General features: G+C 31.4%; 17 protein-coding genes. 16 read left to right on the top strand and 1 reads right to left on the bottom strand.

The window, feature by feature from the left end; translation table 11 throughout:
• The first annotated feature begins 32 nt into the window (after positions 1–32).
• Both WA327_RS04115 and WA327_RS04110 read left to right on the top strand, forming a co-directional pair.
• Entirely contained in the window at positions 33–1,622 is a 1,590-nt protein-coding gene (locus WA327_RS04115; RefSeq protein ID WP_336066803.1) for a LysM peptidoglycan-binding domain-containing protein, read from the top strand.
• 28 nt (positions 1,623–1,650) lie between these two features.
• Positions 1,651–2,628, top strand: coding sequence for a DUF4837 family protein (locus WA327_RS04110; protein ID WP_336066802.1), 978 nt, complete (start codon positions 1,651–1,653; stop codon positions 2,626–2,628).
• A gap of 70 nt (positions 2,629–2,698) precedes the next feature.
• Here WA327_RS04110 and WA327_RS04105 read toward each other — a convergent pair whose 3' ends face one another.
• Positions 2,699–2,878 carry a twin-arginine translocase TatA/TatE family subunit gene (locus tag WA327_RS04105; RefSeq protein WP_336066801.1) on the bottom strand — a complete coding sequence of 60 codons (180 nt, stop codon included), beginning with the start codon at positions 2,876–2,878 and terminating at the stop codon, positions 2,699–2,701.
• Between the two features lie 119 nt (positions 2,879–2,997).
• Between WA327_RS04105 and WA327_RS04100 the strand changes: the two genes are divergently transcribed.
• Genes WA327_RS04100 through cysD form a run of 14 tightly spaced genes read left to right on the top strand, consistent with a single transcriptional unit; the run spans position 2,998 to position 16,454 of the window.
• Positions 2,998–3,867, top strand: coding sequence for a M23 family metallopeptidase (locus WA327_RS04100; protein WP_336066800.1), 870 nt, complete (start codon positions 2,998–3,000; stop codon positions 3,865–3,867).
• Positions 3,867–5,369, top strand: a complete 1,503-nt coding sequence (locus WA327_RS04095) for a GH3 auxin-responsive promoter family protein (protein WP_336066799.1) — start codon at positions 3,867–3,869, stop codon at positions 5,367–5,369. Before WA327_RS04100 ends, WA327_RS04095 begins: the two co-directional genes overlap by 1 nt.
• Positions 5,370–5,397: 28 nt before the next feature.
• Complete coding sequence (locus WA327_RS04090) at positions 5,398–7,086, top strand: DUF6909 family protein (RefSeq protein WP_336066797.1); 1,689 nt, start codon at positions 5,398–5,400, stop codon at positions 7,084–7,086.
• A gap of 9 nt (positions 7,087–7,095) precedes the next feature.
• On the top strand, positions 7,096–8,154 hold the full coding sequence (locus WA327_RS04085) for a hypothetical protein (protein WP_336066796.1): 1,059 nt from the start codon (positions 7,096–7,098) through the stop codon (positions 8,152–8,154).
• Positions 8,144–9,160, top strand: coding sequence for a dTDP-glucose 4,6-dehydratase (gene rfbB, locus WA327_RS04080; RefSeq protein WP_336066795.1), 1,017 nt, complete (start codon positions 8,144–8,146; stop codon positions 9,158–9,160). The genes WA327_RS04085 and rfbB overlap by 11 nt, the downstream gene beginning before the upstream one ends.
• Positions 9,160–10,026, top strand: coding sequence for a glucose-1-phosphate thymidylyltransferase RfbA (rfbA, locus tag WA327_RS04075; protein ID WP_336066792.1), 867 nt, complete (start codon positions 9,160–9,162; stop codon positions 10,024–10,026). The genes rfbB and rfbA overlap by 1 nt, the downstream gene beginning before the upstream one ends.
• Positions 10,026–10,571, top strand: a complete 546-nt coding sequence (rfbC, locus tag WA327_RS04070) for a dTDP-4-dehydrorhamnose 3,5-epimerase (protein ID WP_336066790.1) — start codon at positions 10,026–10,028, stop codon at positions 10,569–10,571. Before rfbA ends, rfbC begins: the two co-directional genes overlap by 1 nt.
• Positions 10,568–11,428 carry a dTDP-4-dehydrorhamnose reductase gene (gene rfbD, locus WA327_RS04065; protein WP_336066788.1) on the top strand — a complete coding sequence of 287 codons (861 nt, stop codon included), beginning with the start codon at positions 10,568–10,570 and terminating at the stop codon, positions 11,426–11,428. Before rfbC ends, rfbD begins: the two co-directional genes overlap by 4 nt.
• A gap of 12 nt (positions 11,429–11,440) precedes the next feature.
• On the top strand, positions 11,441–12,709 hold the full coding sequence (locus tag WA327_RS04060) for a nucleotide sugar dehydrogenase (RefSeq protein WP_336066786.1): 1,269 nt from the start codon (positions 11,441–11,443) through the stop codon (positions 12,707–12,709).
• A 2-nt stretch (positions 12,710–12,711) separates the two neighbouring features.
• Entirely contained in the window at positions 12,712–13,719 is a 1,008-nt protein-coding gene (locus WA327_RS04055; protein ID WP_407942437.1) for an SDR family oxidoreductase, read from the top strand.
• On the top strand, positions 13,712–14,521 hold the full coding sequence (cysQ, locus tag WA327_RS04050) for a 3'(2'),5'-bisphosphate nucleotidase CysQ (protein ID WP_336066782.1): 810 nt from the start codon (positions 13,712–13,714) through the stop codon (positions 14,519–14,521). Before WA327_RS04055 ends, cysQ begins: the two co-directional genes overlap by 8 nt.
• The gene (locus WA327_RS04045; protein WP_336066779.1) at positions 14,521–14,946 is read left to right on the top strand and encodes a DUF2061 domain-containing protein; all 426 of its coding nucleotides are present in this window, start codon (positions 14,521–14,523) and stop codon (positions 14,944–14,946) included. Before cysQ ends, WA327_RS04045 begins: the two co-directional genes overlap by 1 nt.
• A 7-nt stretch (positions 14,947–14,953) precedes the next feature.
• Positions 14,954–15,556, top strand: coding sequence for an adenylyl-sulfate kinase (gene cysC / locus WA327_RS04040; RefSeq protein ID WP_336066969.1), 603 nt, complete (start codon positions 14,954–14,956; stop codon positions 15,554–15,556).
• Positions 15,549–16,454 carry a sulfate adenylyltransferase subunit CysD gene (gene cysD / locus WA327_RS04035; RefSeq protein ID WP_336066776.1) on the top strand — a complete coding sequence of 302 codons (906 nt, stop codon included), beginning with the start codon at positions 15,549–15,551 and terminating at the stop codon, positions 16,452–16,454. Before cysC ends, cysD begins: the two co-directional genes overlap by 8 nt.
• Positions 16,455–16,457: the final 3 nt, after the last annotated feature.

Here is a 16,457-nt window from a genome sequence, read left to right as displayed (position 1 = left end):
AATAATTAACGTTAAGCAATAAAACGCTTTTTATGTCTGTAAAAAAATCATTTTTAATAGTTTCAATTTTATCACTTTGTAGTGGTTGGCTAATAGCGCAAGATTCTTTGCTAACAAGCACTACTAGGTTAAAACAAGACCAGTTAATTTCTGGAGAAAGTTATGAAATAGATACAATTATAGATGGTCAGACGTATTATAAAAAGTCAATTAAAGCAATTTCTGCAGAAATTCCGGAAGAACTTTTAGATAACGAATACGCTGCAGAAATTGATAAAAAATGGTTAGAAGAGTTGTATAGTACAACACTTTTTGATACCATCTACAGAGATGTTAAAGGGCTTAATTATAAAGCGGTTTACTATCCAGAGTTAACTACAGACACACTAAAAGCAAGACTTAAAAGGTTAAATGCAAAAACACCTTTTAATGTAGAATATAATCCTGCATTAGAAAGTGTGATAAAAATGTTTTTAAAGAACAGGCATCAGTCTTTTGAGCGTTTAATGGGATTAAGTAATTACTATTTCCCGATGTTTGAACGCGAGTTTGACAATTACGATATTCCTTTAGAGATGAAATATCTTGCAATTGTTGAGTCTGCTTTAAAACCACGTGCAAAGTCTCGTGTTGGCGCTACAGGATTATGGCAATTTATGTTTGCAACTGGTAAACAGTACGGTTTAGATGTAAGTAGTTATGTAGATGAACGTAGTGACCCAATAAAATCTACAGAATCTGCTGCAAAATACTTAGCAAAACTCTACGAATTGTTTGGCGATTGGGACTTAGCGTTAGCGGCTTACAATTCAGGACCAGGTAATGTAAGTAAAGCCATTAGACGTTCTGGTGGATATCAAAATTATTGGAATATTCGTCCACATCTTCCACGTGAAACAGCAGGATATGTACCAGCTTTTTTAGCTACTATGTATATTTTTGAATATGCAGAAGAGCATGGTTTCATTCAGCATAAACCCGAATTTAATTATATAGATACAGATACGATTCGCGTTAAGCAAATGATTACTTTAGATCAGGTATCAGAGTTTACAGGTGTTAAAATAGAAACGCTTCAGTTTTTAAATCCTTCATATAAATTGGATATTATTCCGCATATCGAAGGAAAAAACTACACATTACGTCTACCAAGAAACATTATTGGCGCTTTTGTAAATAACGAAGATCAAATGTATGCTTACGCTAAAGCGGAATTTGATAAGCGCGAAAAACCATTACCTCAATTTTTTGAAGCAGATACAAAAACTAGATATCGAGTTAAACAAGGTGATTATTTAGGAAAAATTGCCCGAAAGTATGGCGTACGAGTTAGTCAAATTAAACAATGGAATGGCTTACGAAGTAATAATTTAAAGATTGGACAACGCTTAACAATTTACCCGCGTAATGGTGCAGCAATAAAGCAAACAACAGCTTCAAATTCAAATAGTTCAAACCTTAAAAACTACAAAGGAAAAACGTATACCGTTCAAAAAGGAGATAGTTTGTGGAGTATTTCTCAAAAATTTTCTGGAATTTCTGTTGAAAATATTAAAGATTGGAACGGTATTAGTGGTACTAATTTAAAACCAGGTATGACATTAAAATTGTCAAAAGGCTAAATTTCAATTTAAAAAACAGTGTTACAACATGAAAAAAATAATTTTATTGGTCTTAGCAGCTACACTAACAATTGCGTGTAATGAGAAGAATAAAAAAGAACAAAGATATATCCAAGACTCTTCAGGTGTTTTAAATAATCTTTCGGTAGTTATAGATAATGATTTATGGAAAGGTAAAGTAGGAGACGCTGTTAGAGATGTAGTCACTACAAACGTTCCTGGATTACCGCAAAACGAGCCCATGTTTGATGTAAATCAAATTCCACCTCAAGTTTTTAAAGATTTTGCCACAAAAAACAGAACCGTTTTAAGAGTTAATAAAGGAAAAGATGCTGGTTTAAAAATTGCAAATAATGTATATGCTAAACCGCAGAAAGTGGTGTTTGTAACAGGACAAAACAACGACCAAATTATCGAAATTTTAAAAGCTAATAAGGATAAAATAATTAGTGCTTTTAAAGCGCAAGAAGTAAAATGGCGTCAAGATCAAATTAAAAAATCGGTATTAAACACTGATGAAGTAGAGGAAAAATTAGGCGTAACGATTACTTTTCCTTCTATTTATAGATTTGCCAAAAAAGACGATAACTTTTTCTGGATAAGAAAAAACTTAAGTACAGGAACAAATAACGTTATGTTATATACTATTCCTTATGACTCCATCAATAAAGAAGGAGACATCATAGAGCAAGTTATTAAACATAGAGACAGTTTAGGTAAAAAGTACATACCAGGACCTTTAGATGGTAGTTATATGAAGACAGAAGAGGCATACTCACCATTTTTATTCAATACAACTATTGATAATAAACCAACTTATGAGGTAAGAAGTACTTGGGATATTGAAGGTACTTTTAATGCTGGTCCTTTTGTAAATTATATGATTGAGGATAAACCAAACAACAGATATATAGTTGCAGAAGGATTTACTTTTGCACCATCTGTAAACAAAAGAGACTTTGTTTTAGAACTTGAGGCGATTATAAAGTCGCTTAAAGTCAAATAAAATTTAGATATAAAACACAAAAAAACCAATGCTAATGCATTGGTTTTTTTATTATAAGATTGAGTGAAAACTACTTGTTTTCCTCTTTGTTTTCTTCTTTACTAGCGTCTTTAAATTCTTTAATTCCACTTCCTAGACCGCGCATTAATTCTGGTATTTTTTTACCTCCAAATAAAAGTAAAACTAAAACCACAATTATGGCAACTTGCCAAGGTCCTACCATACCTAAAAATATACTATTAGAAATCATAACTTTTTAATTTAGGCTACAAAGTTAATAATTAAACTTTAATAATAACGTTTTAATGCTAACTTTAGCATTTACTAAAAGCCCTTAACGTAATATTTTAATTACTTTTGTTTTTTACTATGGCAAAAAGCGAAAAAAAATCAAAAAAAATAAAGAAGAAACTACTGCATAAGTATCGTTTAGTCATTTTAAATGAAGATACTTTTGAAGAACGTTTATCTTTAAACTTAAACCGATTAAATGTATTTGTTTTAGGTACATTATCGGCTATATTTTTAATCACTTTCACCACAATTTTAATAGCCTTTACTCCATTAAAAGAATATATTCCAGGCTATTCTTCAACATCGTTAAAAAAGAAAGCGGTTGCCTTAAGTTTTAAAACAGATTCTTTACAACGCGTTATAGATTTTAACGAAAAATATTTTGCTTCCATAAAACAAGTTTTACAAGGAGAAGTTAGTGTCGCAGATTTTGATAAAGATTCCATTATCCAAGCAGTAAAGCAAGAAGTTAGTGAGGTAGATTTATCACCAATAAAAGAAGATTCTTTATTAAGAGAAAAAGTAGATAAAGAAGATAAATATAGCTTATTTGAAACTGCAACATCAAAAGCCAATTTTGTGCTTTTTCCGCCAGTTAGTGGTACTATTAGCGAGCCTTATGATGTGAAAAGTAAACATTATGCAGTAGATATTGTTGTTGAAGAAAACACGCCCATAAAATCAACTGCAGACGGAACGGTTATTTTTGCAGAATGGACAGCACAAACAGGTTATGTTATTTTAATAGAACACAGCTCTGGATTAATTTCTGTATACAAACACAATGCATCATTAACAAAATCTCAAGGCGATTTAGTTAAAGCTGGTGAGGTTATTGCAACAGCAGGAAATACAGGTGAATTAACTACTGGTCCACATCTTCATTTTGAACTTTGGAGCGATGGTTATCCTGTAAACCCAACTAATTTTATAGATTTTAAATAATGCCTTCATTTAAATCCATATTAGCAAAACCATTTGCAAAACGTATCTATAAAAAGGTTCAAAAATGGGCAAATAATCCCATAGAAACTCAAGAAAAAGTCTTCAAAAACCTTATTACAGAAGCAACCGAAACCGCATTTGGTAAAGATCACGATTTTATAAGCATCAACACTTATGAAGACTTTGTAAAACGTGTTCCAATTAGAGATTACGAAGATTTAAAACCCTACGTAGATCGTGTAGTTAAAGGTGAAGAAGATGTACTTTGGAAAGGCAAACCATTATACTTTGCAAAAACATCTGGTACAACATCTGGCGCAAAATACATTCCGCTTACCAAAGAAAGTATGCCAACACACGTAAACGCTGCAAGAAACGCCATTTTAATGTACATACACGAAACAGGAAATGCAGATTTTGTTAACGGAAAAATGATTTTCTTACAAGGTAGTCCAGTACTTCAAGAAAAAAACGGAGTGCAATTAGGTAGATTGTCTGGTATTGTAGCGCATTATGTACCAAAATACCTTCAAAAAAACCGTATGCCGTCTTGGGAAACCAACTGTATTGAAGATTGGGAAACCAAAGTAGATGCTATTGTAGAAGAAACCTTACCAGAAAATATGACCGTTATATCTGGTATACCGTCATGGGTACAAATGTATTTTGAAAAACTGCAACAAAAGACAGGCAAAAAGGTTGGAGATGTGTTTAAAAATTTTAATCTATTCATTTTTGGAGGTGTGAATTATGAGCCTTATCGCGCTAAATTTGAAAATCTAATAGGAAGAAAAGTAGATAGTATAGAATTATATCCTGCAAGCGAAGGTTTTTTTGCATTTCAAGATAAACAAGATGAAAAAGGCATGCTGCTACAATTAGACTCAGGTATGTTTTATGAGTTTGTAAAAGCAGAAGATTTTTTCAACGAAAACCAAAAAAGAATCACTTTAAAAGATGTTGAGGTTGGTGTAAATTACGTTATGATAATATCAACAACCGCAGGACTTTGGGCTTATAATATTGGCGATACCATTCAGTTTACAAGCACACAACCTTACAGAGTTATTGTTTCTGGAAGGATTAAACACTTTATTTCAGCATTTGGAGAACATGTAATTGGTAAAGAAGTAGAACAGGCAATGAAAGATGCTACAGCAGAATCAACGATTAGAATAAATGAATTCACCGTAGCACCGCAAATTAATCCAGATTCAGGATTACCATATCACGAATGGTTTATAGAATTTGAAAATGAACCCGACAATCTTTCCGCTTTAGCGCAAAAATTAGACACTTCTTTGCAATCACAAAACAGTTACTATTTTGATTTAATTGAAGGAAAGGTACTTCAACCTTTAAAAATCACTAAAGTTGAAAAAAACGGATTTCAAAATTACATGAAATCCATTGGTAAATTAGGCGGTCAAAACAAAATACCAAGATTGTCTAATGACCGAAATATAGCCGATGCATTAAAGCCCTTTTTATTGGTTAAATAATATTATATTTGTCCAACAAAACTAGATAATGAGTATAGAAAAACCACATGAAAGAACTAGAGCTCAAGAAAGCTCAAGCGCAATTGAACGCATGTATATTACGATGCGCCATTTGTTTAATCGTGGGTTTTATAAACCAATGGGTGTTTCTGGAGAAACATTAAGAGAAGCTTTATTGGTTTTACGACCAGAAATTTATGGGTCTATTGCAGAAGAAAAGGCTGAATTAGAAGGATTACTTTACGTTATAGATCGTTTACCATACGGAATAGAACAATGTAGATTTATCAATTTAACAAGTGATGAAGGTTACAAAGATTCACATTTTGAAGTTATAATTCCGCCAAAAAGACGTCGTAATTGTTACCGTATTGATGATGAGCAGATGAATATTGAAATCACAAGAGGAAGATCTGAGATTTATGATATTTTAACTCATCTTACATTTATGTTTGTTGAGTCTCACAAAATAAGTAAACGCGTACTTATTGATGAAAACGGAGCAACAACAAGAGACTGGCAAAAATTAGAACAAGCTGTTTTACAGACTAAAAAGCTTACCCAAAAAGAACGCGAAATAGCAATAACGCATACAGCAAACATTTTAGGAAGAACATTTAAAGAGCTTACTAAAGTTTATAGCGCTTTTGCATTACCTAATAAACCAGAACGCTTACTTCACATCGTCTATTGGTTAGGTAAATTAGCTATAGATGAAGTTGTAAATAACAATAAAAGAACTGTTACGTTTAGTCCTGTTTTACGAGAGCGTTTAGGGCATCATTTACATGGAGAAATTTGGTCTAATAGAATTAAAGAAACCTTACAAAAACATGGACTTTTAGAAAGACCAATTCATATCATTAGTGCGAATTTACATAGCGTAATGAATACGCTTTTTGCTCCAATAGCACTAAAAGCAGAAACATCTAAAAACGACATTTTTAAAGTTTACGAAAGCTTAAGTCAGAGTAATAATACAACACTGCGCAATAAAGTAAACCAAAAAGCGTTACAGCAAGGAATGATTTTTATTGAAGATGAATCAGGTACAAACATAGATGTACAAATTTTTGATACTTCAAAAATAGATCTTTCTAAAACAGATTTAAACTTGCCAAAACCAACCAAAAATACAGAAGCACCTGTGCTATTTGTCATGGACTATGCGTTTGGAGAACAAGCGTATGAGACTATTGATGAGTTTTTAAAACCATTTGATAATAATGGAGATAAAGTGTTTTTAAACATTGAGTCTGTATCAATAATGGGTAAAGCAGGAATTTTAGAAGGTGGCAAAGGAGACATTATGATACCTTCTGCCCATATCTTTGAAGGTACAGCAGATAACTATCCATTTGAAAACGAATTATCAAAAACAGATTTAGAAGGACAAGGAGTAGATGTTTATGAAGGATCTATGATAACAGTTCTTGGTACGTCACTTCAAAATAAAGATATACTTAAATTCTTTTTTAATTCAACCTGGAATGTTATTGGGTTAGAAATGGAAGGTGCACATTATCAAAAAGCAATCCAAGCAGCATCTAAAGTTAGACGAAGCATTAACCCAGATGTTAAAGTTAGATATGCATATTACGCAAGTGATAACCCATTAGAGACAGGAAGTACCTTAGCATCAGGAGGACTTGGTACCTCAGGAGTAAAACCAACCTATTTAATAACACGTAAGATATTACAACAAATATTTGCTTAATTAATAGCTATGAGTAAAGAATTACCAAACAATCAAAAACAAAACGAAGAAGTAGACTTAATAGTGTTTTTTAACCTAATAGGAAATGCTATTAGTAAAGTTTTAGACTTTTTCAAGAGTATTTTCAATACTATATTTTCTTCAATTATTTATGCTTTAAAAACACTTTTTAAAAGTTGGAAAATAGTTTTAGGTATATTAATTATTTCTTTCATTTTGGGCTTTGCAATCGAAAAGTCTAAACCAACTGTTTATAGTACAGAAATGTTAGTAGAACCTTACTTTAATTCTAAATATCAATTAGTAACTAACATTAATTACTTTAATGCATTAATTAAAAACAAAGAAAAGGAAACTCTAAAGCGTATTTTTGAAGTTGATGAAGAAGTTATTAACTCTATAGAAGGTTTTGAAATTGAGCCAGGACCAGAGTCTGAAAATGATAGACTATTACAATATGAAGAGTTTATTAATCAGTTAGACTCTGTGAGAGCACAAGAGTATTCTTATGAAGAGTTCTTAGAAAACAGAAGTGTTTATGCAGGAAGATATTTTTTAATAAAAGCATACGCATACAAATCTGATGTTTTCAAAGATTTAGAAGGAGGTATTTTAGAATCTTTTACTAACGATTATACTAGTAAAGAAATGAAAAGAAGAGATACTTTAATTGAAATTCAGAAGCAAAATCTTTACGAACAATTAGAACAAGTAGACTCTTTAAAGCAATTTTACATCGAAGTTGTTAAGACAGAAGCAAATAATAAAAAACAAAATGTAACTCTTGGAGAGTTTACAATAACTTCAAATGATAATTCAAAAACAAGGGAGTTTGATTTATTAAAAGAAGAGCAGCGTATAAGAAATGAAATTAAAAAATTGGAGGAAGAAAAAATAGAACAAGATGTTATTTTCGAAGTAATTTCTAGTTTTCAAAGGGTTGGAAATAACTCTTCTACAATATTTGAGAAATATTATGTAATACTACCTGTCTTAGCTTTTGTTTTATTAGTTTTATTTTTCTTTACTAAAAAGATTATAACATTTACCTTAAATTATGAAGAATAAATCTATTCTTATTACTGGAGGAGCGGGTTTTATAGGTTCAAACTTTGTTCCTTATTTTATAGAAGCTAATCCTAATACTAAGGTTGTTAATATAGACAAGCTCACCTATGCAGGAGAGCTTTCTAATTTAAAAGAAGTTGAGAACAATCCTGATTATACATTTGTAGAAGGTGATATCTGTGATAGAAAATTAATTGAGTCTCTGTTTGATAAACATCAATTTGATGGCGTTATTCATTTTGCAGCAGAGTCACACGTAGATAACTCAATAAAAAACCCTGGCGCTTTTATAGATACTAATATAACAGGTACTTTTAATTTAATAGATGTTGCAAAATCCTTTTGGATGGATGCGCCGTTTAAGTATAAAGAAGGTTGCGAAAACAACAAGTTTCATCATATATCAACAGATGAGGTTTACGGTACATTAGGAGAAACAGGATTGTTTACAGAAAGTACGCCATATGCACCAAATAGTCCGTATAGCGCTTCAAAAGCATCATCTGATTTTATAGTTAGAAGTTACTTTCATACTTACGGAATGAATGTTGTAACCACAAATTGTTCTAACAATTACGGTCCAAAACAGCATGATGAGAAGCTTATACCAACCATTATCAGAAAAGCACTTTCAAGAGAAAACATTCCTATTTATGGTGATGGAAAAAATATTAGAGATTGGTTGTATGTTTTAGATCATTGTAAAGGTATTGATTTAGTATTTCAAACAGGAAAAGCAGGAGAAACTTATAATATTGGAGGAAGAAACGAAAGGAATAACCTTTACATTGTAGATGCTATTTGTTCTATTTTGGATGAAATAAAGCCTTCAGACAAATCATATAAAGATCAAATCACGTTTGTAACAGACAGACCAGGTCATGATTTTAGATATGCAATAGATGCTTCTAAAATTGAAAATGAATTAGGGTGGAAAGCAGACGAAAACTTTGAAACAGGTATTAAAAAAACTATAGATTGGTACCTCAAAAAATATACTGAATAATGAAAGGAATTATACTAGCAGGAGGATCAGGAACAAGACTTCATCCATTAACAAAAGTTTTAAGTAAGCAGTTAATGCCTATTTATGACAAACCAATGATTTATTATCCACTTTCAACATTAATGCAAGCGGGAATAAGTGAAATTTTAATCATATCAACACCAGAGCATCTTCCTCTTTTTAAACAATTATTAGGAGACGGAAGTCACTTAGGTTGTAAATTTGAATATGCCGTACAAGATGCGCCAAACGGGTTAGCAGAAGCATTTATTATTGGAGAAGAATTTATCGGAGAAGACAAAGTAGCCTTAATATTAGGAGATAATATTTTTTACGGAACAGGACTTGCAGATTTATTAAAAGCAAATAATAATCCTGAAGGAGGCATTGTTTACGCTTATCACGTCACAGATCCAGAACGTTATGGCGTAGTTAATTTTGATAAAGAAGGAAAAGCACTTTCTATTGAAGAAAAGCCAGAAAACCCTAAATCAAATTACGCGGTTCCTGGAATATATTTCTATGATAATGAGGTAGTAAATATTGCTAAAAATATAAAACCAAGTCATAGAGGCGAATTAGAAATTACTGATGTTAATAAAGCTTATCTAGAACAAGGAAAGCTGCAAGTAAGTATACTAGATAAAGGTACCGCATGGTTAGACACAGGTACTTTTAAATCTTTAATGCAAGCCTCTCAATTTGTTCAAGTTATTGAAGAAAGACAAGGATTAAAAATAGGCGCAATAGAAGAAGCAGCTTATATTAGTGGCTTTATATCTAAACAACAACTAATAGACCTTGCAACACCACTTTTAAAGAGCGGCTATGGTAAACACTTAATTAGCTTAGTAAAAGAAGAATAATGGTTGCATTAGAAACAAAATTAAAAGACTGTTACATTTTAGAGCCTACTGTTTTTGGTGATTCTAGAGGTTATTTTTTTGAAAGTTACAATAAGCAAACTTTTGATAACCTAATTAATCAAAATGTAAATTTTGTTCAAGATAATGAGTCTTTTTCTTCACGTGGTGTGTTAAGAGGATTACATAGTCAAAAAGGTGAGTTTGCTCAAGCTAAGTTAGTAAGAGTAACGCAAGGCGAAGTGCTAGATGTAGCTGTAGATTTTAGAAAAGATTCGCCAACATATTTGCAACACGTATCAGTAAAATTATCTTCAGAAAACAAGAAGCAACTATTTGTTCCAAGAGGATTTTTACACGGTTTCGTAGTTTTAAGTGAAACAGCAGTTTTCAACTATAAATGTGATAATTTATATAACAAAGAAGCCGAAGAAGGAATTATATATAATGACTCAGATTTAAACATAGACTGGTTGTTAAATGAAGACCAATTGATGATATCAGAAAAAGATAAAGTACTACCAACAATAAAGCAATTTTCTCAATGATAAAAGTTTTAGTAACAGGAGGAAAAGGGCAATTAGCTCAATGTATACAATCAATATCTAACGATTACCCTTCGTTAGATTTTGTGTTTTTAGGAAGTAATGATTTAGATATTTCTAATATAAATGAAGTCGAAAATTATTTTAGTGAAAATAATTTTGATTATTGTATTAATTGCGCAGCTTATACAGCAGTAGATAAAGCTGAAGAAGAGCAAGAATTAGCAAAAAAAGTTAATGTTACAGGCGCTAAAAACCTAGCAATAACTTGTAAAAATAAAGACGTAGTACTAATACATATTTCTACAGATTTTGTTTTTGATGGAGAAGCAAAAACACCTTATAGAGAAGATGATTCTACAAATCCAATTTCCGTTTATGGACAAACAAAACGAGATGGAGAATTAGAAATCTCATCCAATTTATCGCAACATTTCATTATTCGTACCTCATGGTTGTATTCTGAGTTTGCTGGTAATTTTGTAAAAACCATGTTGAGGTTATCAAAAGAAAGAGAAGAATTGAGTGTAGTTGATGATCAAACAGGTTGCCCTACCTACGCAAAAGATTTAGCTGAAATTATTTTAAAAATTATAGACAGTCAATCTAAACAGTTTGGAATATACCATTATTCAAACCAAGGGGAAATCACATGGTATAATTTTGCAAAAGAGATATTTAAGCAATCACAATCTGAAATAAAACTACATAAAACCGACTCAAAAACATTTAAAACACTTGCAACTAGACCAAAATACAGTGTTTTAAATACTAGTAAAATACATTCACTTTTAAATTTAGAGCCAGTAAAATGGGAGAAAAGTTTAGAAAAGTGTTTAAAAGAAATTACTTTTGAGTAAAATATTGATTAAATGGAGTTTAAAATAGCTGTATTAGGTTTAGGTTACGTAGGCTTACCACTTGCTGTAGAGTTTTCTAAAAAGTATAGTGTAATTGGTTTTGATATAAATACAGCTAGAGTATCTGAGTTAAACAAAGGTGTTGACAGTACATTAGAAGTTGATGAAGACGAGCTTAAATTTGTTTTAAACAAGGAAAAAAATGGTTTAAAAATAACCGATAAAAAAGAAGATTTAGAAAGTTGTAATATATACATTGTAACGGTTCCTACACCTGTAGATATAAACAATAGACCATTATTAGATCCATTAATTAAGTCTTCTAAAACCATTGGAAAGTTTTTAAAAAATGGAGATATCATAATTTATGAATCTACAGTTTATCCAGGTGTTACAGAAGAAGTTTGTGCTCCTATTTTAGAAGAAGTTAGTGGTCTTATTTTTAACCAAGACTTTACATGTGGATATTCTCCTGAAAGAATCAATCCTGGAGACAAAAAACATACAATTACAAAAATTAAAAAAGTAACTTCAGGTTCTACTCCAAAAACAGCTGAAATAGTAAACAACCTGTACGCCTCTATTATTACAGCAGGAACACATTTAGCTCCTTCTATAAAAACAGCGGAAGCAGCAAAAGTTATTGAAAATGCACAAAGAGATATAAATATTGCTTTTGTAAACGAGCTTGCTAAGATCTTTAATAAATTAGAAATCGATACACAAGCAGTACTTGAAGCAGCTTCTACAAAGTGGAATTTTCTTCCCTTTAAACCAGGTTTAGTTGGTGGACATTGTATAGGCGTAGACCCTTATTATTTGGCTCAAAAAGCGCAAGAAGTAGGCTATCATCCAGAGATAATTTTGGCAGGAAGACGTCTTAATGATTCTATGGGAGAATTTGTAGCATCAGATTTTGTAAAACTTATGCTTAGCAAAGGTATTGAAGTAAAAAATGCGAAAGTTTTAATGCTTGGAATAACTTTTAAAGAGAACTGTCCAGACATTAGAAATACAAAAGCAATAGATGTATATAAAAGCTTAAAATCGTATAATATAGATGTTGATGTTTATGATCCATGGGCAGATACAAGAGAAGTTAAAGAAGAATACAAAATTAGTTTAGTTTCTGATATTACAGATAAGTATGACGGTATCATTCACGTAGTATCGCATAATGAGTTTAACAAGTTAGATTTAGCAAAATTTAAAAAAGAAAAAGCTGTAGTTTATGATGTAAAAGGGACGTTAAATGTTTCCTTAATTGATAAACGTCTTTAATGATGTACAACACTAATTTTCATAATAAAGAATTAAAAAATCTCACCTTTTTAGTAACAGGAGGCGCAGGTTTTATTGGCTCAAATCTAGTAGAATATTTACTTAAAAATCAGGCGAAAAGAGTTGTTATTTTAGATAATCTTGCAACAGGAAAACTTTCTAATATTAGCACTTTTATCAAACAATCTAATTGTGAGTTTATAGAAGGAGACATAAGAGAATTAGACACCTGTAAAAAGGCAATGCAAGACGTAGATTACGTCTTACACCAAGCTGCTTTAGGTTCTGTACCACGATCAATTAATGACCCAATAACCTCTAACGCAGTTAACATTTCAGGTTTTTTAAACATATTAGTAGCAGCTAAAGAGTCTTCAACAGTAAAACGAGTGGTGTATGCCGCATCGTCAAGCACTTATGGAGATAGCAAACAATTACCAAAAGTAGAAGACAACATAGGTAAACCATTATCACCATATGCAGTTACTAAATACGTTAATGAACTGTATGCAGACGTTTTTTATAAAACCTATGGTTTAGAAACTATTGGCTTAAGATATTTTAATGTTTTTGGGCAAAGACAAGACCCAAACGGAGCTTACGCTGCAGTGATCCCAAAATTTATAGGACGTTTTTTAAATAATGAAGAGGTTATTATCAACGGAGACGGAAAACATTCAAGAGATTTTACATACATAGAAAATGTAGTCCAAGCCAATATAAAAGCAGCTTTAACAGATCACCCAAATGCAGTTAATCAAGTATATAATGTTGCTTTTGGAGATAACACTAATTTAAATGAATTAGTTGAAGCTATTAAAAACGGACTTTCAGCCTTAAATATTTCAACGTCTTCCAAAGTAACTAACGGACCAGAAAGACAAGGAGATGTAAAGCATTCTTTAGCAGATATCTCTAAAGCCAAAACAAATTTTGAATACAATCCTGAGTTTTCCTTTTCAGAAGGGATAAAACACACGATAAAATATTATATAAATAACAATGAGTAAAAATAGTATTTCAGACAACTTAAAAACAGCAATACAAGCATCATTAAATGCAGGAAAAGCAATTATGGATGTTTATGACTCAGACTTTGCTGTAGAAGTAAAAGACGACAAATCACCCTTAACTGAAGCTGATAAAAGAGCTAATGACATTATCAATTCGTTTTTAATTCCTACAGAAATACCAATTATTTCAGAAGAAAATAAACAAACAGAATACAATGAAAGAAAACACTGGAATCAATGCTGGATTGTAGACCCAGTAGATGGTACCAAAGAGTTTATAAAACGAAATGGTGAGTTTACTGTAAACATAGCATTAGCCGAAGGTGGTATTCCAAAATTAGGCGTAATTTACGTACCTGCAATTAAAACCATCTATTTTGCTGATGTAGAAAATAAATTAGCTTTTAAATCAGAATTAAATGCTCATAATGTTTCAGTAGAAGAAGTAAAGGGTTTAGCTCAAAAGTTAACACCAAAAAACAATAATTCGTCATTAGTTGAAGTCGTTGGAAGTCGTTCTCATATGAGTCAAGAGACTCTTGATTATGTAGACGATTTAAAGCAAAAAGGAAAAGAGGTACAAATAGTATCAAAAGGAAGTTCTTTAAAGTTTTGTTTAGTAGCCGAAGGTAAAGCAGATGTTTACCCGCGATTTGCACCAACTATGGAATGGGATACTGCAGCAGGACAAGCTATATGTAATGCTGTTGGAATAAAAGTTACTTCTAATGAAACAAAAGATATTTTAAAATATAATAAAGAAAATTTGTTAAACCCTTGGTTTTTGGTTTCTAAATAATGGCTGACGTTTCGTATAAAAGACATATCGCAAAAACGATAACATGGAGAATAGTAGGTACAATAGACACTATTATTCTTTCTTGGATCATATCAGGTAATCCATTTACAGGTCTAAAAATTGGATTTGCAGAGGTTATTACAAAAATGGTATTATACTATCTTCATGAAAGAGCATGGTTTAAAATCAACCTATCAAAAGATGGTAAAATATTAGAAAGCCGCAAAAGACATATCGCAAAGACAATTACATGGCGATTTATAGGAACATTAGATACAATGATTTTAGCTTGGATTATATCTGGTGATCCATTAACAGGACTAAAAATTGGATTTGCAGAAGTCATAACAAAAATGATATTATATTATCTGCATGAGAGAACATGGTATAAGATAAATTATGGATTAAATGAAAGAAGAAAATAACATAGACATTAGTAACCATATAATTAAACATAATTATCAAGTTACTAAATCAGATAGAAATAAGCTAAATAATCATAATTCCTTTTTAATGTGGTTTACTGGATTATCTGGCTCAGGAAAATCAACAATAGCCAATCTAGTAGAACTAGAATTACATAAAAAAGGAATAAAAACCTATGTTCTTGATGGTGATAATATTAGAAAAGGAATAAATAAGGATTTAACCTTTGCACCAGAAGATAGAACCGAAAACATTAGAAGAATTGCTGAAATAGCAAATTTAATGATAGATGCAGGTTTAGTAGTATTAGCTGCATTTGTGTCACCTTACAAAAAAGACCGAGAAAACGTCAAGAATATCGTTAAAAACAGTAATTTTGTCGAGGTTTTTGTTAATACCAGTGTTGAAGAATGTGAGCGTAGAGACGTTAAAGGTCTTTACAAAAAAGCAAGAGCAGGCGAAATCAAAAACATGACAGGTATTTCAGCACCTTACGAAGCACCAGATCATGCTGATGTAGAAATCAAAACAGAAGAAGAAACTGTAGAAGAAGCAGTTGTAAAAATATTAGAATATCTAACACCAAAACTAAAACTCGAAAATGAGTAAGTATTATTTAAATTATTTAGATGAATTAGAAAGTGAAGCTATTTATGTTTTACGAGAAGTTTGGGCACAATTTCAAAATCCTGTAATATTATTTTCTGGAGGAAAAGACTCAATAGTTGTAACACATTTGGCAAGAAAAGCATTTTACCCAAGTAAAATACCTTTCTCATTAATGCATGTGGATACAGGTCACAACTTTCCTGAGACGATAAAGTTTAGAGATGATTTAATAAAAGAATTAGGCGCAAATCTTATTGTTGGATCTGTACAAGAATCTATTGATCAAGGAAGAGTCGCAGAAGAAAAAGGTAAAAATGCTACACGTAACGCACTTCAAATTACAACACTTTTAGATGCAATAGAGGCTAATAAAGTAGACTGTGCAATTGGTGGTGGAAGACGTGATGAAGAAAAAGCAAGAGCAAAAGAGCGTTTCTTCTCTCATCGTGATGATTTTGGACAATGGGATCCAAAAAATCAACGACCAGAATTATGGAATATATTTAACGGTAAGCATTTTGAAGGCGAGCACTTTAGAGCATTTCCAATAAGTAATTGGACAGAAATGGATGTGTGGAATTATATCAAAAGAGAAAACATCTCAATACCATCATTATATTTTGCACACGAAAGAGAAGTTGTTTGGAGAAGTAATTCATGGATACCGAAATCTGAATTTTTAGTTTTAGATGAAAATGAAGAAGTAGTAACCAAAAAAATTAGATTTAGAACATTAGGAGATATCACAATCACAGGAGGAATAGAATCTGACGCAGATACAGTAGAAAAAATTGCTACAGAAGTAGCTGCTATGCGACAAACCGAAAGAGGTAATAGAAGCGATGATAAGCGTTCAGAATCAGCAATGGAAGACAGAAAAAGAGAAGGATATTTTTAAAAA

Source organism: Mesoflavibacter sp. CH_XMU1404-2 (assembly GCF_037029465.1).
Classification (GTDB): domain Bacteria; phylum Bacteroidota; class Bacteroidia; order Flavobacteriales; family Flavobacteriaceae; genus Mesoflavibacter.
The sequence above is the reverse complement of the archived record's forward strand: the minus strand, read 5'-3'. Positions and strand labels throughout refer to the sequence as shown.